Raw genomic sequence first — 19,357 nt, forward strand, 5'->3', positions numbered from 1 at the left:
CACCCGGTGCCGCGTGCCACCGGCGCCGGGTGCACCTCGGCTCCTGCGGCCTGCCGTCCGCACGGCCGGACGGCAGGCCGCAGGGCCGTGGCATGTGATCGCGTTCTTGTCGCCGATACCGGGCGGGCGCTGCTGCGCGCCGAGCAGCGGTTGGGGGCGGGCGGACCGGTCGGGCGGCTCCGGCTCCGGCCCGTCGCGCCAAAGCTGCGTCAAGACGGTCGTCGAAGGCGTCAAGGACGCATCAGGAGCGACGGACGGACGTTCGACAGACCCTACGTTGAGCTGCGAGGAAACGTTTCGCCGCCCGGGCGTGGGGCCCGGCTGCGAACCGTTGCCGGACACCGCCCCGGCGGGTTCCTCCGGGGAAGGTTCGGCGGCCGGTGAAAACAGGGTGAGGGGGCGCGCGGCGATGCCAAAGGGTACGTCGGGCGGTACGGCGGTCGCGCGGAACGCGGCCGCGTCGGAGACGGCGCGGCAGGAGGCAGCCGCACCACCTGCCGGGTCGCGCGCCTCCGGTCGCTGGTTCGGCAGCTCCTGGCACAACCGGGTGTGGTGGAACACCCCGCGTCTCGTGCGGGGGCTGACCGGCCTGTGCCTGGTGGCGCTGCTCGCCGCCGGGACCGCGGCCGCCACCGTGCTGGGCGGAGCCCGGGACGGCACGGACGCGATCGGCCACCAGGCCGCCCCGCAGGTGGTGCGCTCGGCCGACCTGTACTTCGCGCTCAACGACATGGACGCCCAGGCCGCCAACCTGCTGCTGTTCGGCGCCGACCCGGACTACGCGGCGCTGCGCAAGGCGACCCTGGACACCTACGAGCAGCGGCGCGCCCAGGCCGACAGCGATCTGCAGCGTGTCACGGAGGCGGTCGCCGGCGACGCGGCCGGGCAACGGGCGGTGCAGACCGTCATCGGTGACCTCGGCCAGTACGAGGCGCTGGTGGCCCGCGCCCAGCTGCTGGAGGACCAGGCCCACGCTCAGGCCGGTCGCCCCTCGGCGGACGCCCTCGCCTCCTACCGGCAGGCCACCGACCTGCTGCGCCAGCGGTTGCTGCGGGCCGTCGACGCGGTGACCGACGTCAACGCGGCCGTCGTGGAACAGAACTACACCGATCAGCGGGACGCCCTGGCAGGCGGCTGGTGGATGATCCTGGCCACCGGGCTGCTCGCCCTGGCCGCCCTCGCCCTGCTGCAGCGACTGCTCGCGGTGCGCTTCCGGCGGCTGCTGAACGTGCCGCTGGCCGCCACCACCCTGCTCGCCCTGGCCGGGCTGGTCACCGCGCTGACGCTGACCTCCCGGGCGGACCACCAGCTGGTGGTCGCGAAGAGCAACTCCTTCGACTCGGTGATCGCCCTCAGCCGGGCGCGCGCGGTGGCGTACGACCTCAACGCCGACGAGAGCCGCTACCTGACCGACCCCGCCCGGGCGGCCGCGTACGAGCAGAGCTTCCTCGACAAGACGCAGTCCTTCGCCCGGATCGACGGCGCGACCCTGGCCACGTACGACGACGAGCTCGCCGCGCTGGCCGGCCGGCACCGGGCCGACCACGGCCAGGTCGGGTTCGGAGGGTACCTCGGTGACGAACTGCGCAACATCACCTTCCCCGGTGAACAGGACGCGGCGGAACGGGTGTTGAGCGCGTTCCAGCAGTACCAGCGGGACGACCGGAGGATCCGCGAGCTGAACGCCCAGGGCAAGCTCAAGGAGGCCGTCACCTTCGACACCGGCACCACCCCGGGCCAGTCCAACGCCGACTTCGACGCGCTCAGCGCCGCCCTGGACGACAACCGGGCGATCAACCAGCGGGCCTTCGACGCCGCGGTCGCCACCACCGACCACGACCTCGACGCCACCACGGCCGGAGTGGGGGCGGCGGCCCTGGCCGTCGCGCTCGTCCTGACCGCTCTGGGGGTACGGCCCCGCCTGCGCGAGTTCGCGTGAGCAGAAGCGCCGGTGCGCCCCGGGAAGCCTGACGACCTCTCGGGGGCGCGCTGCGCCCGTCCTGGCAGTGATGGGCCTCGCCGTCATGCCGGCAGGAGCGGCCCCGGATCGGTGTCCAGGGCCGTAGGGCCGGAGCTCGGGGCGGTGCTCTGGACTTATTAGGACGTCCAACTATATGGTCGAGAACAAGGCCCGCAGTGCAGGGAAGCCGGTGTGAGTCCGGCACGGTCCCGCCACTGTGACCGGGGAGTGCGTCACCGCAGTACCAGCCACTGGCAGCCAGCCGGGAAGGCCGGGTGGCGCGCGCTGATCCGGGAGTCAGGATACCGACTGCGGGTGTTCCGTGTTGTCCACGAGGATGGAGCAAACACGCATGGCACCGGTCTGTTCTCCTCCTGGCCCAGGTGATCCTGCGACGGCTGCGGCACACCCGTCACCCTGACGGCTCGTCGCGCCCGGCAGCACCCCGCGTCCGGCACTCGCATCGCGTGCCGGACGGCTCCGCTGCCGTGCCCCAGTTCCCTCGGATCCCCCTGACATCCTGACGAGAGCAGGCTTGTGATGATCCGTGAGCTCACCCATTTCATCGGCGGAAAGAACGTCCCCGGCACGTCCGGGGTCTTCGGCGACGTGTACGACCCCAACACCGGCAGGGTCCAGGCCCGCGTGCCGATCGCGAGCCGGCTGGAGACCGAGGCGGCGATCGCCGACGCCGAAAAGGCCCAGGTCGAGTGGGCCGCCTGGAACCCCCAGCGGCGGGCCCGGGTGCTGCTGCGCTTCCTGCAGTTGGTCGAGGCCGAGCGCGAGCCGCTGGCCAGGCTGCTCTCGGCCGAGCACGGCAAGACCGTCGCCGATGCCCACGGCGACCTCCAACGCGGCCTGGAGGTGGTCGAGTTCGCGGCGGGCGTGCCGCACCTGCTGAAGGGCGAGTTCACCGACAGCGCCGGCACCGGCATCGACGTGTACTCGCTGCGTCAGCCGCTCGGCGTGGTCGCCGGCATCACTCCGTTCAACTTCCCCGCCATGATCCCGCTCTGGAAGGCCGCGCCCGCCATCGCCTGTGGCAACGCCTTCGTCCTCAAGCCGTCCGAGCGGGACCCGTCCGTGCCGCTGCGACTGGCCGAGCTGTTCGTCGAGGCAGGCCTGCCGCCCGGTGTGCTGAACGTGGTCAACGGCGGCAAGGAAGCCGTCGACACCCTGCTCGAAGACGCCCGGGTCCAGGCCCTCGGGTTCGTCGGGTCGACACCGATCGCCCAGTACGTGTACGCCACGGCGGCGGCCGCCGGCAAGCGGGCGCAGTGCTTCGGCGGCGCCAAGAACCACATGATCGTCATGCCGGACGCCGACCTCGACCAGGCCGCCGATGCGCTGATCGGTGCCGGGTACGGCTCTGCCGGCGAGCGGTGCATGGCCATCTCCGTCGCCGTTCCCGTGGGGCAGGAGACCGCCGACGCCCTGGTGGCCAAGCTCACCGAGCGGATCGTCGCCCTCAAGGTCGGCGCGTCCCACGATCCGCAGGCCGACTTCGGCCCGCTCGTCAGCCGGGACGCCCTGGAGCGGGTGCGCGGCTTCCTGGACCTCGGTGTGCGGGAAGGGGCCGAACTGGTCGTCGACGGGCGCGATCTGACCGTGCCCGGGTACGAGGACGGCTACTTCCTCGGCGCCACGCTCTTCGACCGCGTCACCACCGGCATGCGGATCTACCAGGAGGAGATCTTCGGCCCGGTCCTGTGCGTGGTCCGCGCGGCCGACTACGAGGAGGCGCTTCGCCTGCCGAGCGAGCACGAGTACGGCAACGGCGTGGCCGTCTTCACCCGCGACGGCGACACCGCCCGGGACTTCGCCCGCCGTGTCAACACCGGCATGATCGGTGTCAACGTGCCGATCCCGGTGCCGGTGGCCTACCACACCTTCGGCGGCTGGAAGCGCTCCGGGTTCGGCGACCTCAACCAGCACGGGCCGGACGCGATCCGCTTCTACACCCGGACCAAGACCGTCACCTCGCGTTGGCCCTCAGGGGTCAAGGAAGGCGCGAGCTTCACCATGCCGACGATGGGCTGAGGCCGCCGTGGACACCCTGACGGATGACCAGCTGGACATCGCCGAGACCACCAGGGACTTCGCCCGCGAACACCTCGCCCCGAACGCCGTGGAGTGGGACCGGGACAAGCACTTCCCGCTGGACGTGCTGCGCAAGGCCGCCGGCCTCGGGCTCGGGGGCGTGTACGTCCGCGAGGACGCGGGCGGCTCGGGGCTGACCAGGCAGGACGGGGTGCTGGTGTTCGAGGCGCTCGCCACCGGCTGCCCGTCCATCGCCGCCTACCTGTCGATCCACAACATGGTCGCGTGGATGGTCGACCGCTACGGCGCTCCGGCGCAGCGCTCCCGCTGGCTCCCCGACCTCTGCTCGATGGAGAGCCCGGGCAGCTACTGCCTCACCGAGCCCGGGGCCGGCTCGGACGCCGCCGCCCTGGCCACCCGCGCCGTGCGGGACGGCGCCGGCTGGGTGCTGGACGGCGTGAAGCAGTTCATCTCCGGCGCCGGGGCCTCCCACCTGTACGTGGTGATGGCCCGCACCGGCGGGCCGGGACCGGGCGGGATCTCCGCGTTCCTCGTCGAGCGGGAGGACCCGGGGCTGTCCTTCGGGCCGAACGAGCGGAAGATGGGCTGGAACGCCCAGCCCACCCGGCAGGTCGTCCTGGACGGCGTCCGGCTGCCCGCCGACCGGCTCCTCGGGGAGGAGGGCGGCGGCTTCCGGATCGCGATGAACGGGCTCAACGGCGGTCGGCTGGGGATCGCCGCCTGCTCGCTCGGCGGCGCGCAGGACGCCCTGGAACGGGCCACCGAGTACCTGGCGGAGCGCGAGGCGTTCGGCGCCAAGCTCCTGCACGCCCAGGCCTTGCAGTTCCGACTCGCGGACATGGCAACGGAGTTGGAAGCGGCTCGGTCACTGCTCTGGCGGGCCGCCGCCGCGCTGGACCGGGGCGACCCCCGGGCGCCGGGGCTGTGCGCGATGGCCAAGCGCTACGCGACCGACACCGGCTTCGATGTCGCCAACGCCGCACTCCAACTCCACGGCGGCTACGGCTACCTGGCCGAGTACGGCATCGAGAAGATCGTCCGCGACCTGCGGGTGCACCAGATCCTGGAAGGAACCAACGAGATCATGCGCGTCATCGTCGCCCGCGGCCTGACCGGAGCCGCGTGATGGCCGAGAACGACATCGACGAGGTCCTCGTCCACCGGGAGGGCAGGGCGGGTCTGATCGTCCTCAACCGGCCCGCCGCCCTGAACGCCCTCACCCACCGCATGGTGCGGCTGATCGACGCCGCACTGGACGCGTGGGAGCGCGACGACCGGGTGGAGACCGTCGTGATCACCGGCGCCGGCGAGCGGGCCTTCTGCGCCGGCGGCGACATCGTCGCCATCCACCGCGCCGCCACTGGCGGCGATCCGAGCACGGTCGAGGAGTTCTGGCGGGACGAGTACCGGCTCAACGCCCGCATCGCCCGGTACTCCAAGCCCTACGTCGCCGTGATGGGCGGCATCGTGATGGGCGGCGGGGTCGGCGTCTCCGCCCACGGCAGCGTCCGGATCGTCACCGAGACCACCCGGGTGGCCATGCCGGAGGCGGGCATCGGCTTCGTGCCCGACGTCGGTGGTACCTACCTGCTCTCCCTCGCCCCCGGCGAACTGGGCACCCATCTGGCCCTGACCGCGGGTTCCGCCGGCCCCGGTGACGCCATGCTCTGCGGCCTCGCGGACCACTTCGTGCCCGCCGCACGCGTGCCCGCCCTGCTCGACGACCTCGCCGAGCGCTCCGTCCACGACGCGCTCGCCCGACACGTCGCGCCGCCGCCGCCCGCCCCGCTGGCCGAGCAGCGGGAGTGGATCGACGCCTGCTACGCGGCCGGCACCGTCGAGGAGATCCTCGACCGGCTCGGCGACAGCGGTGAGCCCGAAGCCAAGAAGGCCGCCGATCGGATCGGCGCCAACTCGCCGACCGCCGTGAAGGCGACGCTGGCAGCCCTGCGCCGGGCGCGGGCCCTCGGTCCGCTGGAGGCCGTGCTGGATCAGGAGTACCGCACGTCCTGCGCGGCCCTCGCCACGCCGGACCTCGCCGAGGGCATCCGCGCCCAGGTGATCGACAAGGACCGTGCACCGCGCTGGAACCCGCCCACGCTGGACGGAGTCTCGCCCGGCGCGGTGGCGCGCTACTTCCGCCCCCTCGGCGAGCGGGAACTCGGCCTCGCCACCACCCCACCCCTGGAGCGCTGGTGACCCACAGCATCGGATTCGTCGGACTCGGCAACATGGGCGGCCCCATGGCCGTCAACCTCGTCAAGGCCGGGCACCGGGTGACCGGATACGACCTCGCGGAGGCGGCCCGCACCCGGGCGGCCGACCACGGGGTGACGGTGGCGGCCTCGGCGGCCGAAGCGGTCACCGGAGCCGACCTGGTGATCACCATGCTGCCCACCGGACGGCATGTCCTGGACGCCTACCAGGAGCTCACCGTCGCCGCCCGGGGCGCGCTGTTCGTGGACTGCTCCACCATCGCGGTCGGGGACGCCCGGGTGGCCGCCGACCTCGCCCGGGTCGCCGGGCACCGGGCCGTCGACGCGCCGGTCTCCGGCGGCGTGGCCGGCGCTGAGGCGGCGAGCCTGACCTTCATGGTGGGCGCCGACGACCCCGACTTCGCCGAGGCCGAGCCGGTGCTGGCCGCGATGGGCCGCCGGGTCGTCCACTGCGGGGCGTCCGGAGCCGGGCAGGCCGCCAAGATCTGCAACAACATGATCCTCGGCATCTCCATGATCGCGGTCAGCGAGGCCTTCGTCCTCGGCGAGAGCCTCGGCCTGAGCCACCAGGCACTGTTCGACGTGGCCTCGACGGCCTCCGGGCAGTGCTGGGCGCTCACCTCCAACTGCCCGGTGCCCGGCCCGGTGCCGGACAGCCCGGCCAACCGCGACTACGCGGCCGGGTTCGCCGCCGCCCTGATGGCCAAGGACCTCGGCCTCGCCGCCCACGCCGCCACCGCCCTCGCCGTGCCGGCCGAACTGGGCCGACAGGCCGCCGAGTTGTACGCCGCCTTCGCGGCGGGCGAGGGCGGCGCACTGGACTTCTCCGCCATCATCACCACCCTTCGGGAGGACGCCGCATGACGTACGAGACGATCCTGGCCGAGCGCAGGGGCCGGGTGGGCCTGATCACCCTCGACCGGCCCAAGGCGCTGAACGCGCTGAACACCCGGCTGATGAACGAAGTGGTCGCCGCCGCTCAGGAGTTCGACCGGGATCCGGAGATCGGCTGTCTGGTGGTCACCGGCTCGGAGAAGGCCTTCGCGGCCGGCGCCGACATCAAGGAGATGCAGTCCCTCGGCTTCGTCGACGCCTACCTCGGCGACTGGTTCGCCGCCTGGGACCGCTTCGCCGCCGTGCGCAAGCCCGTCGTCGCCGCGGTCGCGGGCTACGCCCTCGGCGGCGGCTGCGAGTTGGCGATGATGTGCGACGTGCTGCTCGCGGCCGACACCGCGAAGTTCGGGCAGCCGGAGATCAAGCTCGGCGTGATCCCGGGCATCGGCGGCTCGCAGCGGCTGACCCGGGCGATCGGCAAGGCCAAGTCGATGGAACTGTGCCTGACCGGCCGGATGATGGGCGCCGACGAGGCCGAGCGCGCCGGCCTGGTCTCCCGGATCGTCCCGGCCGACCAACTCCTCGACGAGGCGCTGGCACTGGCCGGGGCCATCGCGGCGATGTCGACGCCGGCGGCCGTGATGATGAAGGAGAGCGTCAACCGTGCCTTCGAGACGACCCTGGCCGAGGGCGTGCGCTTCGAGCGCCGGCTCTTCCACGCCACCTTCGCCACCGCGGACCAGAAGGAGGGCATGACGGCCTTCGCCGAGAAGCGCCCGCCGACCTTCGAGAACCGGTGACGCCGCAGGTCCGCCGATCGGCTCCCCGACCGGCGGACCACCCCGGACGGACCGCAGGCGGCACACGCTCCGGACCTGCTCGCGGAACCTGGGTGTGGACCGACCGATTCCCTCTGAGCGGGCCGCGCAGCTTGATCCTCGGTGTCCTCACCAACCAGGATGATCCTCGGTGGCCGCACCGTTGGCCAATCGAGCCGGGCCGGGTGGGGTGGGCGGGGCCCGGACCGCGGCCGGCGCGGTCCGGGCCTGCGGTTCGTCCGCTGGCTCACGAGCCGGCGGTGGCCGCCTGCAGGGTGGTGGCCATCACCGGGCTGGTGAAGGTGTTCGTGGCGTTGCCCTTGGCGGGGTGGTAGGAGCCCCACTTGAGGTAGTCGCGGTCGCCGTCCCAGGTTGTGCCCTTGAAGGTGCCCGAGCCGGTGGTGAACGTCTGCTTCACGCCGTCGAACCAGAAGTCGATGGTGCCGTCCGTCCGGCCCAGGCGGATCTTCAGGGCGTAGGAGTGCCACGTGTTGTTCGTGGTCTGGGCCGTCCAGAGGGAGTGCGCGACGTGGTCGAGGTCCCACTCCTGGAGGCGGACGCGCCCGTTGAGGATGTCGATCTCGATCGGGTGGTTGGCCGTGTCGGTGCTGGGCGAGCACTTCAGCTGGAAGACGTACCGGCTGTCGGTGTCCTCGATGTTCGCCTTGGACGACCAGCCCAGGTAGAAGGTGTCACCCTCCTTCAGGTCCGGGCCGAGCGTCTCGCAGCGCTCCTCCCCGGCGGCCTGGAAGGCCCGCCACACGTTGCCCTTGACCGCGTCCTTGACGACGCCGAAGTTGCCGGAGGCGCACTGCACGGCCGCGAACGACGACGCGCCCTTGCTGGTGCTCGGGGTCCACAGGACCTTGCCCGTGCCGGCGGCCGAGGCCACCGGGCCGCGGGTGATCGCGAGGGTGCCGAGGGTGCCGAGGACGGCGGCCACGGCGGCGGCCTTGCGGTGGTGGGACAGAAGGGACATGCCTCTCCCGGGGGGTGAGTGACCGACATGGGCGGTGCGCGGCGATTCGACCACCGACCGGCCCGCCGGGGAAAGCGGAACGGCCGGCGGAAGGTCCTTTCCGGACACCTTCGCCGGCCGCCCCGTCGACCTGAACCCCCGACCCGGGCCCGTCCGTTACGAGGCGCGCGGGTTCCCGTCCGAGGTGGCGTCCTCGTCGTACGAGGACGTGCCCTCGTCCAGCAGCGGTTCCTGGGTCCTGAGGTGCGCCGGCGCCAGCGCCCGCAGCGTGTGGTAGCCGGTGATGACCACCAGCGTGCCGAGCGCGATGCCGCTGAGGCTGAAGGTGTCGGTGAACTTGAGCGTCACGTTCCCGATGCCGATGATGATGCCCGCGGCGGCCGGCACCAGGTTCAGCGGGTTGCTCAGGTCCACCTTGGACCTGACCCAGATCTGCGCGCCCAGCAGGCCGATCATGCCGTACAGGATCACCGTGATGCCGCCGAGCACCCCGCCGGGGATCGCGGCCACGATCGCGCCGAACTTCGGGCAGACGCCGAACAGCAGCGCGAAGCAGGCCGCGGCCCAGTACGCGGCCGTCGAGTAGACCCGGGTCGCGGCCATCACGCCGATGTTCTCCGAGTACGTGGTGTTCGGCGGGCCGCCGACCGCGGTGGAGAGCATCGAGCCGATGCCGTCCGCGGAGATCGCGGTGCCCAGCTTGTCGTCCAGGTTGGTGCCGGTCATCTCGCCGACCGCCTTGACGTGCCCGGCGTTCTCGGCGACCAGCGCGATCACCACGGGCAGGGCGACCAGGATCGCCGACCACTGGAAGGACGGGCCGTGGAAGGTCGGCAGGCCGATCCAGTCCGCCTTGCCGACACCCGACAGGTCCAGGCGCCAGTGGTCGGACATGTGCCCGCCGCCGTCCACCGAGTGGATCTTCCCGAAGACCCGGTCGAACAGCCAGGAGATCCCGTAGCCGAACAGCAGCCCCAGGAAGATCGCCACCCGCGACCAGAAACCGCGCAGGCACACCACGGCCAGACCGGTGAACAGCATCACCAGCAGCGCCGTCCACTGGTCCTGTGGCCAGTACACCGAGGCGGTCACCGGGGCCAGGTTGAAGCCGATCAGCATGACCACCGCGCCGGTGACGATCGGAGGCATCGCGGCGTGAATGATCCGCGCCCCGAACCGCTGGACCGCCAGGCCCACGAAGAACAGCACCACGCCCACCACGAACACCGCGCCGGTCACCGTCGCGCTGGTGCCGCCCTGCGCCCGGATCACCGCGGCCACGCCCACGAAGGACAACGAGCAGCCCAGGTAACTGGGCACCCGCCCCTTGGTGGCCAGCAGGAAGATCACGGTCGCCACGCCGGACATCATGATCGCGAGGTTCGGGTCGAGGCCCATCAACACCGGCGCCACGAAGCTCGCCCCGAACATCGCCACCACGTGCTGGGCGCCGAGCCCTACCGTGCGGGGCCAGGAGAGCCGTTCGTCGGGACGGACCACCGCCCCCGGCGCGGGCGTGCGCCCGTCACCGTGCAGCGTCCAGCGCACGCCGAGATCCATGGTGCATCGCTTTCTCTGTACTTCCGAAGATCTGTCCGCACCATTGTGGTGGCCCCCAGGGGTCCCGGCAGCCACCCGGCCCGCGCGTGAGCTGCGCGGACGTGTGGTAGGGGCCGCCGGGAGCAGCACCTCCGCCTCGCCCGGGCCCGCGTTCACCGCGGCCCGGCGGGAAGCCGTAGCCCGGCGGGTAGCCGCAGCCCAGCCGCCCGACGCCCGCCTTGGTCCGGAACAGCGCGCCGGCCGACGTCTCCGACCCCACTAGCTCAGAGGACCGGCGCAAGTTCGGTTGATAATCGACGGCGGCAGCCCAGCAAGGACGTGTGGCAGGTGGTCGGCTTCGTCGGGATCGGCCTGTCGGTGCTCGTGATGGTCGAGGCGGTCACCAAGCTCGACCCCAAGCGCCCCGTGGGGCAATCCGGTCCATGTCGTCTGCCCGAGCTGCTACCTTGCGGGCGAAGCTGACGGTGCACACGATCTCCTGGGGCCGGGCGAACCTCCTGTACAGCGGGAGCGTTCCGCTCTGCACGGAGGTGTGCGGCTTCACGGCCGTCTGGCATCTTTGCCCCGAGCCCTTCGACTCAGCGGGAGTGGGCGGCGAGGCTGAGCAGCAGGTGGGCGGATTCCGGGTGCTGGAAGTCGGAGTGGGCGCCGGAGGGGTGCAGCCGGGTGGCGAGGCCGCCCCGGTAGACGTGGCCGGCGTCGACGTTGACGATCGGGTGATCGAGTGCGGCGTGTGGGTACGGCGAGCCCACCGGGCGGAGCCGGGTGCTGAACTGGGGTACCGGGGCGGAGCCGGTGCCGGAGTGGCCGATGCCCGGCAGGCCCTCGGCGCGCAGGTGCCAGAAGCCGGTGGCGCGGTCCCAGCGGGAGTGGGTGAGGACCAGCGGGCCGCGTAGCGGGGCGCTGGCCCGGCCGGGGCCGAGGAACAGCCGGGGGAAGAGTCGGGTGAAGGCGTCGCGGGGCGCGGCCATCTGGAAGACCAGGGCGCTGTCGACGGTGAACGGACGGCTCGGGTCACCGGGCCGGGAGGACCAGCTCAGCACCGGGGGACCGGCCGGGCGGTCGGCCGCGTACTGGACGGCCTCGCAGAGGAGCCGGCCACCGAAGGAGTGCCCGAGCAGGTGGAGGTACTGGCCGTGACGGTTGGCCAGGACGCGCGGAGCGTCCGGCCGACCGCGGCCGGAGTCGAGGTAGCCCAGCAGGTGGCCGAGGATCCGCCCGGCCTGGCCGCGGGTGCTCATCGCGTGCGCGCGTTCCCGGATGCGCCGGTAGCCGTGCAGGCTCGGCAGGCTGGAGGAGGGCCAGCGAACCACCACGCACCAGGGGCGGAATCCGGTGGCGAGCCCCGGGTAGGCGGACGGTGCGGCGTGGTGCAGTCCGGTGGCCCGGTCGATCAGCGCGGCAGCGGCCCGATCTGCGGCGGCGGGGCTGGTCTGCCAGCCGTGGGCGTAGACGAACAGGTCGGTCGCCCACTCGGGGATCCGCAGGTGGCGGGCCAGGTGGTCGGCGACCCGCGCGTCTGGGACGGGGGTCGTTGTCCCAGGGACGAGCATCCGGCCGTGCTCGTCCAGGTCGACCGTCGCGGGCCGTACGGAGGCCGGGGGAGTGGGGTTCACGGGTTGAGCTCCAGGATGCTGTCGATGCCGCAGTGCAGGGAGTAGGCGAGCGCCAGCGGGTTGCGGTACTCGCGCGCGAACCAGCGCACCAGCTGCTGGGTGATCTCCCCGGCGGTGAACTCGCCGGTCAGGTAGTGGTCGAGGAAGGCAAAGGCGTACTCGGCGGCGAACTCCTGCGGGATCTGGAGCTGCGGCCCGAGCACCCCGTCCGCGCCGAGGTCGACCAAGGCCCTTCCCAGGTGGTCGAGTTCGGCCGCCGCCGACTGCCCAGTGTGGCAGGCGTTCAGCAGCACGAACGGCCGGAAGACGGCGTCCGGCCGGTCCAGGTGGCGTCGGCGGTGCCGGCGCACCAGCTCGGCGTCAATGTGCCGGTCGTCGGAGAGCCGGACGGCGAGCTGCTCGTACGGGGAGTCGTTGGCGACGAACTGGCCGTGGCACCAGAAGTACATGACATCCTCGTCCAGCACGGCTGCGGACAACGCCTCCAGGAGGAGGTCCGAATCGGTGCGTACGGTGAGCTGGGAGCGGTCCTCCAGCAGCTTGCGCACCTCCGGCGCTCGGCCGATGCCGGTGAGCTGGTCGTCGGTGTTGAGGCTGGTGACGGGCTTGGCGCGGGCGGAGTTGGGCGGCTGGATCGGCGGGTAGGCGGCGCCGGTCTGCTCGATCTGGTGGCGGTGGCCGAGGAAGTCCGCCCAGGGGTCGGGCCGGCCGGTGTCCACGGCGAGCATCGGCCAGGGCAGGTGGAGGTCGGAGTCGAAGCTGATCCGCAGCGAGCCGTGTTCGGTGAGGGTAGCGGAGAGGTACTCCCGGAAGCGGACCAGGCTGCGGTCGGTCCCGTCGAACATGGTCTCCAGGAAGTAGCGTCCCTCCTCGGCGAGTTCGGCGACCTTGCGTTCCGCGACGGCGGCGTGCGGGGTGAAGTCGACGGCGGTCGCGAAGGGGTACGGGTCGAACGGGTCGGGGTCGTAGCCGATCAGCCGGTCGCGCCAGACGGAGCGCAGCCGGGAGGCCTTGGCGAGCAGCACCGGCGCGGGGACGGCCAGTCGCGCCCGGTGCATGCGGGTGCCGGGGGTGCGCTCGCCCGGGCGGAAAGCGCTGATGTGCAGCTCGTCACCGTGGCGGCGGAGGGAGACGACGATGTCCAACGGCGCCGGGCCCTTCAGTGGGCCGGCGTCGGCCGGGCCCGACTGCCGAGGCAGCCGGGTGTAGTCGGCGGACGGGTTCTGCCGAACGAGGACGTGGAGGTCCCGGGGCACGTCGATTACTCCTGCTCCTGGGGTGCGGTGGAGGTGGGTTCGTCCACGACGGCGGATTGGTCCGGGACAGCGGGGACATCCAGGACAGCGGGGACATCCAGGACAGCGGAGAGGTCCTGGAGGACGGCGCCGTGACCCCGGTCGAAGACGGTGATCCGGACGGTGTGCCGCCCGGGCGCGGCCGGGGTGAGCGCGAACCGGGCGGGCCCGCCGGCGGGGGTGTAGTCCGTGACGGGCGGGTCGAGCACCGCGTCGGGGGTCACCGCGGCGACCAGGTACAGGTTCGGCAGGGCGGCCGGGTCGGCGCTGGCATCGGCGGATTCGAGGCGCAGCTCCAGGTGGGTGGTGGCGCCCACGGCTGGATTGGTGGTGAGGGTCAGGCGCGGCTGCCAGGCGGTGTTGTGCGTCGCCGGCTCGACGGCGCGGTGCATCGCGCCGCGGGAGCGCCGGGGGCGCAGCGCTGGGGTGGTCGCGGGAGCGGCCTCGCGCGGGGCGAGCCGCGGGTGGTGGTCGGCCCGGGATCTGCCGGGGAGCAGGGCCAGCACACTACGGGACTCGGCGGCCAGCGGGTGGCCGGTGCCCATCAGTGCCTTGCGGCCGACGCGGACCGCCCTCAGCAGTGCCCGGGCGTCATCCCGGCGGCCGGCGGCGGCGAGTGCCTGGGCCAGGTCGACGGCGAGGGTGGGGTACAGCGGCAGGGGCCCGGGGCGGGCGGCGCCGACGCTGACAGTGAGGTCGTCGGCCTCCCGATGACCGGTCCACAGCGTGGTGGTGGGTGCGGATTCCGCGTCTGGGATCCGGTCGGCGATGATCCGCTCGTACACCCGGACGGCCCCGTCTGGGTCCCCGGCGCGCAGCCTGGCGTGGGCAAGGGCCTGCCGGACCTCCAGGGTGAGGGCGCTGCGGGGTCCCCGGCTCCTGGCGCAGGCCTCCGCCAGCTCCTCCAGCCGGACGACGGCGCGCAGCGGGCGGGGGCCACCGGCCAGCAGGAGTGCCTGGGTGAGCCGGGCGGTGATCGTCGCGTCGTCCGGGTCGCCGAGGGCTTCGGTGGCGGCGGAGACCAGCCCGCCGGCCAGGCCCAGGGCCGTCTCCGGCTGTCCGCTCAGATGCTGGGCGAAGGCGAGCAGGCAGCCGGAGTGGATCCGGTCCGGCAGGCCCACCGCGACCGGCTCGGCCGCGTCAACCGACATCGGGGACAGTTCGATGGCGGCGACATCGGGGCGACCGTCGAGGATCAGTGCCTTGGAGCGGTCGTGCCGGAGCTTCCGTACTGAGGGGTGATCGGGCCCGAGGGCCTCGACGGCGAGGGCCAGCGTCTCGAAGCAGTACCCGGCCGACTCGGCGTGGCGGCCCGCCTCGAAGAGGTTGAGCGCGATGCTGCCCCGGACGTCGAGCGTGTCCGGGTGGCCGGCTCCCAGGGTCCGGTCGCGGTCCGCGAGGACGGACTGGTAGAGCGAGTCCGCGCGGTCGTGGTCCCATCCGTGGCGGAGCGCGTGGCCGCTGCGCTCCTGGGCGCTAAGTGTGGCGGGGTGATCGGGACCGTACACCCGGGCGTGCTCGCAGACGAGCGCCTGCCGTTCGGCAGCTTCCTGACGATGGCGTCCGCTGAGTCGGCGGGTGTAGGCGAGCTCGGACCGCTCATTGAGGGTGTCCGGGTGGTCCGGGCCCTGGCTCCGGACCCGGGCGGCGATCAGCTCGGTGAAGAGGCCGATGGCCCGGTCGAGTTCACCGGTCGTGCGGATGTCCTGGGCCAGCAGGGAACGGATGAGCAGGCTGTCGGGGTGCTCCGGCCCATGGACGCGGACGCAGTCCGCCGCGAGCAGTTCCCGATCGATGACGGCCTGACGGTAGAGGCCGGCGAATCCCCGGCCGGTGGTGAGAATGCTCCGGGCGGTGAGCACGCTCGGGTGGTCGGGCCCGAAGATCCGGATGCGGTCGTGCACCAGGGCCTCGTCGAGCCGGATGCCGAGCAGGTGGTGGCCAGACGTCCGGTGGACCCAGGCGAGGAGCAGGCGGGCATGGAGGCTGCTCTCGTGGTCGGGGCCCTGGATCCGGGCCCGGTCGGCGACCAGGGCCTCGCCCAGGTGCAACGCCCGGCGGAGGTCACCGGCGGATTGGCAGGAGACGACCTGGCACTGCCGGGCGAGCAAGGTGTCCGGGTGCTCGGCACCGAGGACCCGCGCGCGGTCGGAGGCCAGGTCGCCGAAGAGCTCGCTCGCGACACCGTGCTCCCCGGCCTTGTCCTGGGCGAAGGCGTGCCACCAGCGAGTCGCGAGGGTGGCCCGGTGGTCGGCGCCCTGAGACCTTGTACGGTCGGCGACCAGGCTCAGGAACGACTCCACGGCAAGGCGGTGGTTGCCTGCTTGGGAGTGCGACTGTGCCAGCTCTTCGCGGATCTCCAGTGTCTGCTGGTGGTCCGGCCCGTAGACGCGGGTGTGATCAGCCGTCAGGGAGACGAACTCGGCGATGGCCCGCAGGTGTTCGCCGGATTCCCTCCGGATCCAGGCGCGCTCACGACGGCAGCGCAGGGTGCTCGGGTGGGCTGGCCCGAACACCCGAGTGTGATCGGTGACGAGTTCCTCGATCAGCGTGGTGGCCCGACGGTGGTCACCGGCGAGCTGACTGGTGGACGCCTGCCAGACACGGACGTTGAGGGTGCCCGGATGGTTGGGGCCCAGGGCTCGTGCGAAGTCGTGACCGAGTTCCTCCAGCATGGCCACCGCCTGCCGGTGGTTGTCGGCGTTCCGGTGGGTGAGCGCGAGGGCGAGTCGAGCGAAGAGCGTGTCGGGGTGGTCGGGGCTCTGGATCCGGGAGCGGTCCGTGATGAGCGCTTCGAGTAGGCCGACCGACCGACTGTGGTCGCCCGCGCCTCCGTGGGCGGCGGCCAGCCATTGGCGGGCGGTCAGGGAGCTGGGGTGGTCAGCGCCCAGGACACGGAGGTGGTCGGCCACCAGGGACTCGGCCAGCTCGATGGCCCGCCGGTGGTGGTCGGCGCCCAGGTAGGCCGACAGGCAGTTGAAGCGGGCGTCGAGGGTGCCGGGATGATCGGGCCCGTTGATCCGGATGTGGTCGGTCACCAGGGCTTCGTAGACGTGCAGGGCATGGTGGTAGTCGCCCAGAACCTGATGGCTGTGGCCGATCCAGAAGCGGGTGTTGAGCACATCGGGATGGTCGGGCCCCTGAAGGCGGGTGCGATCGGCCACGAGCGCTTCGTACAGTGTCAGCGCCTCGCGGTGCCGGCCGAGGTTCCGGTGGGCGGTCGCCAGCCACCAGCGGGTGTTGAGCACCGCCGGGTGGTCGGGCCCCTGGAGGCGGGTACGGTCGGCGAGCAGAGCCTCGAAGAGCGTCAGGGCCTCGCCGTAGTCGCAGGCGTTGGTGCGGATCGAGGCCTGCCACCATCGGGTGGTGAGCACGTCCGGGTGGTCCGGGCCGAGGACCCGCTGCCGGTCGGCTACCAGCCGGTCGCACAGGTCCGCCGCCCGTCGATGTTCGCCCCCCTCGTCGACGGAGCGGGCGAGCCGCAGGCGGGCGTCGAAGGTCTCGAAGTGCTCGGGCCCGTTGACGCGCAGCCGGTCAGAGGCCAGCCGCTCCCGGACGGCGAGTGCCTCGCGTGGGCGGCCAGCGGCGTGTAGGGCGCGGGCGAGACCGGAGCGTTCCTCCAGGGTGGCGGGGTGGTCGGGGCCCTGGAACCGGGCCCGGTCAGCCACCAGGCGCTCCAACGCCTCGACTTCGAGGGCGGGCAGTCCCGCGACGCGCAGCGCGAACCCCAGGAAGCTGCGCTCCTCCAGGGTGTCGGGGTGGCCCTCGCCCTGAACACGGGTTCGGTCACGGACCAGGGCCCGGTGCTGCTCGACCGCGACGACGGGCGTGCCTGCCTCCCGGTGGGCGCGGGCGAGGCCGCTGCGCGCGTTGAACGTGTGCGGGTGATCGGGGCCGAGCACCCGGCTGTAGGAGGGGACGACCTCCTCGAACTGGGCGACGGCGAGGGCGGGGCGGCCGGACTTGCGGTGGACCGAGGCCAGTCGCTTGCGGGCGTAGAGCGTCTGCGGATGGTCCGGCCCCTGCACCCGGGTGCAGTCCGCGACGAGGGCTCGGTAGGCGGCGATCGCCGCGACGTGGTCGCCCGTGTCGGAGTGGGCGGCCGCCAGCCAACGGCGGCTGTTCAGGGTGTCCGGGTGGTCCGCGCCCAGCAGGCGGGTGCGGTCGGCGACCACCTGCTCGTACCGGGCGATCGCCAACCCGTGCAACCCCGCCGCGAGTTGCGCGAAGGCGAGGCCGCTGCTGCGGGTCACCACCTCCGGGTGGTTCGGCCCGAGTACCCGCTCCGTGTCCGTCACCAGCCGCTCGTACTCGGTGACGGCCTCCCGGTGCTGCCCCGCCGCCTGCAGGGCGTACGCCAGGCTTGCCCGGCTGTGCAGGGTGTCGGCGTGGTCCGGCCCCAGCACCCGTGCCCGGTCGGCGACGACGCCCCGGAACTCCTCTAGGGACAAGGCATGTCGGCCGGCCCGGCGGTAGCCCTGGGCGAGTGTGTGCCGGTCGGCGAGGGTGGCGGGGTGGTCCGCGCCCTGGAGCCGGGTGCGCCGGGCAACGACGTCCCGGCACAGCTCCACGGCCCGGGCGGGGTCGCCGGTCTTGGTCTGCAGCTGGCCGAGCCGGCCAAGGGAGGTGAGGGTGTCCGGGTGGTCCGCGCCGAGTAGCCGCCGCTGCCCGTCCGCCATCGCCTCCATCAGTCGGACGGCGTACACCCGTTGCGCTCGGTCGGTGAGTTCGGCCGCTGCCAGCCCGTACAGGGCGACGCTCTCGGCGGTCGGCTCCGGCGACGGACCGCTGTCGGCCAGCTCCCGGACGTGCGGCAGCAGTGCCCGCCGCAGTTCTGGACGGGCGCCGGGCCAGAGACGGGCCGCCGCCCGCGCCAGGTGCTGCTCGGCTCGACCCCGAAACTCGGCGTCCCGCAACACCGCCTGGAGTAGCCGGTGCACGGTGACGGTCTCGCCGAGGGTGATCAGGTGGTAGTCGGCGAGGAGCCGCAGTGCCCGGTCGACCTCGTCGGGCCGGCGCGAGCCGAACGGGGTGAGAACCTCGCGTGGCAGTGCCTCGGGGGCGTACCAGGCCAGGGTGCGCAGCAGCTCGACGGCGAAGGGCGCGGTGTGCTGGACGGTCCGGAGGGTGGTGCGCCACAGGCGGGCGACGGTGGACTCGGCATCGGGCCCCACTGGCCCGGTGGCGCGCAGCAGTTCGCGGTACTCGGCGAAGGAGGTGCCGGTCTGCTGGACGTAGGCACCGGCTTGAGTGAGGGCGATCGGCAGGTGGCCGAGCTCGTCGGCGAGTGCCCGGGCCTGATCCCGTTCGGCCGGATCGACCGTCGAGCCCTGGTAGGCCGTCCCGCAGAGCAGCCGGGCGGCCTCGGGGCCGTCGAGGACGTCGACGCGGACCGGGCGGATCCCGGGGTGCCAGCCGCTCGCCCGCCGGCTGGTGACCAACTGGTGCCCGCGGCCGAGCAGGCGGCCGACGTAGGGGGTGAGGTCGGCCGGATCCTCGGCGTTGTCGTAGACCAGCAGCCAGCGGTCGTGGGCGCGCAGCCACGTGATGGCCCACTCGACCTGTTGGCCAGGCGGGGCCGTAAGGGCCCAAGAGGGGTGAAGGTGGACGGCGAGCCCGGCGAAGGCCTCGGCGAGCTGCTCGGCGGACTCGGCGGCGAGCCACCAGATCAGCCGGTAGTGGCCGGCGTGGGCGTAGGCGTGGTGCAGGGCGAGGCTGGTCTTCCCGACGCCGCCGAGGCCGTGCAGGGTGGTGGCCTGGGTGACCAGTCCGCCACCGTCCGCGTGGGCCAGGGCGTCGGCGACGGCGCGCGACTCGCGCTCCCGGCCGATGAGTTGGCTGGCGGTGCGCGGAGGCAAGTTGGGCGTCGGCGTGGTGGCCTGGACGGTCTGTGCGGCACGCGCGGCCTCGGCCGGGAGGATGGCGGCGTGTGGGTCGCCGCTGGCGGCCGAGGGTGAGCCGGGGCGCCGGCGCTGTTCGTAGGGTTCGGGGTCGGGCATGCCGCTCCCAGGGCGGACA

At 72.8% G+C, this 19,357-nt stretch carries 12 protein-coding genes and 1 riboswitch; of the genes, 7 read left to right on the forward strand and 5 right to left on the reverse strand.

Annotation, left to right across the window (positions count from 1 at the left end):
* The first annotated feature begins 571 nt into the window (after window positions 1–571).
* The 6 genes from AB2U05_RS36530 (at window position 572) to AB2U05_RS36555 (ending at window position 7,871) form a co-directional block, all read left to right on the forward strand.
* A complete protein-coding gene (locus tag AB2U05_RS36530; protein ID WP_369185706.1) occupies window positions 572–1,939 on the forward strand; it encodes a hypothetical protein in 1,368 nt (455 codons plus the stop codon).
* A gap of 178 nt (window positions 1,940–2,117) precedes the next feature.
* A riboswitch (cobalamin riboswitch) is annotated at window positions 2,118–2,289 on the forward strand.
* Window positions 2,290–2,500: 211 nt separating this feature from the next.
* Window positions 2,501–4,000 (forward strand): CoA-acylating methylmalonate-semialdehyde dehydrogenase, encoded by a 1,500-nt coding sequence (locus AB2U05_RS36535; RefSeq protein WP_369185707.1) that lies wholly within the window; start codon window positions 2,501–2,503, stop codon window positions 3,998–4,000.
* A gap of 7 nt (window positions 4,001–4,007) precedes the next feature.
* On the forward strand, window positions 4,008–5,147 hold the full coding sequence (locus AB2U05_RS36540; RefSeq protein ID WP_369185708.1) for an acyl-CoA dehydrogenase family protein: 1,140 nt from the start codon (window positions 4,008–4,010) through the stop codon (window positions 5,145–5,147).
* A complete protein-coding gene (locus tag AB2U05_RS36545) occupies window positions 5,147–6,220 on the forward strand; it encodes an enoyl-CoA hydratase/isomerase family protein (protein WP_369185709.1) in 1,074 nt (357 codons plus the stop codon). The genes AB2U05_RS36540 and AB2U05_RS36545 overlap by 1 nt, the downstream gene beginning before the upstream one ends.
* A complete protein-coding gene (mmsB, locus tag AB2U05_RS36550; RefSeq protein ID WP_369185710.1) occupies window positions 6,217–7,101 on the forward strand; it encodes a 3-hydroxyisobutyrate dehydrogenase in 885 nt (294 codons plus the stop codon). The genes AB2U05_RS36545 and mmsB overlap by 4 nt, the downstream gene beginning before the upstream one ends.
* Window positions 7,098–7,871, forward strand: coding sequence for an enoyl-CoA hydratase (locus AB2U05_RS36555; RefSeq protein ID WP_369185711.1), 774 nt, complete (start codon window positions 7,098–7,100; stop codon window positions 7,869–7,871). The genes mmsB and AB2U05_RS36555 overlap by 4 nt, the downstream gene beginning before the upstream one ends.
* A 265-nt stretch (window positions 7,872–8,136) precedes the next feature.
* On the opposite strand, the gene AB2U05_RS36560 is transcribed toward AB2U05_RS36555, so the two are convergent.
* Complete coding sequence (locus tag AB2U05_RS36560; protein ID WP_369185712.1) at window positions 8,137–8,868, reverse strand: hypothetical protein; 732 nt, start codon at window positions 8,866–8,868, stop codon at window positions 8,137–8,139.
* A 156-nt stretch (window positions 8,869–9,024) separates the two neighbouring features.
* Window positions 9,025–10,428: a uracil-xanthine permease family protein gene (locus AB2U05_RS36565; protein WP_369185713.1), complete on the reverse strand. Its 1,404-nt coding sequence runs from the start codon at window positions 10,426–10,428 to the stop codon at window positions 9,025–9,027.
* A 327-nt stretch (window positions 10,429–10,755) separates the two neighbouring features.
* Here AB2U05_RS36565 and AB2U05_RS36570 point away from each other — a divergent pair, with 327 nt between their 5' ends.
* Complete coding sequence (locus AB2U05_RS36570; RefSeq protein WP_369185714.1) at window positions 10,756–10,890, forward strand: hypothetical protein; 135 nt, start codon at window positions 10,756–10,758, stop codon at window positions 10,888–10,890.
* Between the two features lie 116 nt (window positions 10,891–11,006).
* Here the strand turns inward: AB2U05_RS36570 and AB2U05_RS36575 are convergent, their stop codons facing one another.
* Genes AB2U05_RS36575 through AB2U05_RS36585 form a run of 3 tightly spaced genes read right to left on the reverse strand, consistent with a single transcriptional unit; the run spans window position 11,007 to window position 19,338 of the window.
* Window positions 11,007–12,044, reverse strand: coding sequence for a hypothetical protein (locus AB2U05_RS36575; RefSeq protein ID WP_369185715.1), 1,038 nt, complete (start codon window positions 12,042–12,044; stop codon window positions 11,007–11,009).
* Window positions 12,041–13,300, reverse strand: coding sequence for a CHAT domain-containing protein (locus tag AB2U05_RS36580; protein ID WP_369185716.1), 1,260 nt, complete (start codon window positions 13,298–13,300; stop codon window positions 12,041–12,043). Before AB2U05_RS36580 ends, AB2U05_RS36575 begins: the two co-directional genes overlap by 4 nt.
* A 5-nt stretch (window positions 13,301–13,305) precedes the next feature.
* A complete protein-coding gene (locus tag AB2U05_RS36585) occupies window positions 13,306–19,338 on the reverse strand; it encodes a tetratricopeptide repeat protein (RefSeq protein WP_369185717.1) in 6,033 nt (2,010 codons plus the stop codon).
* Window positions 19,339–19,357: the final 19 nt, after the last annotated feature.

The organism is Streptomyces sp. Y1, from assembly GCF_041053115.1.
Taxonomy (GTDB): Bacteria; Actinomycetota; Actinomycetes; order Streptomycetales; family Streptomycetaceae; genus Kitasatospora; species Kitasatospora rubellomurina.

Bases quoted from the DNA above. Each gene is read 5' to 3' on its own strand.
- AB2U05_RS36535 (WP_369185707.1), top strand. From the start codon at position 2,501: ATGATCCGTGAGCTCACCCATTTCATCGGCGGAAAGAACGTCCCCGGC.
- AB2U05_RS36545 (WP_369185709.1), top strand. From the start codon at position 5,147: ATGGCCGAGAACGACATCGACGAGGTCCTCGTCCACCGGGAGGGCAGG.
- AB2U05_RS36555 (WP_369185711.1), top strand. From the start codon at position 7,098: ATGACGTACGAGACGATCCTGGCCGAGCGCAGGGGCCGGGTGGGCCTG.
- AB2U05_RS36560 (WP_369185712.1), bottom strand. From the start codon at position 8,868: ATGTCCCTTCTGTCCCACCACCGCAAGGCCGCCGCCGTGGCCGCCGTC.
- AB2U05_RS36565 (WP_369185713.1), bottom strand. From the start codon at position 10,428: ATGGATCTCGGCGTGCGCTGGACGCTGCACGGTGACGGGCGCACGCCC.
- AB2U05_RS36585 (WP_369185717.1), bottom strand. From the start codon at position 19,338: ATGCCCGACCCCGAACCCTACGAACAGCGCCGGCGCCCCGGCTCACCC.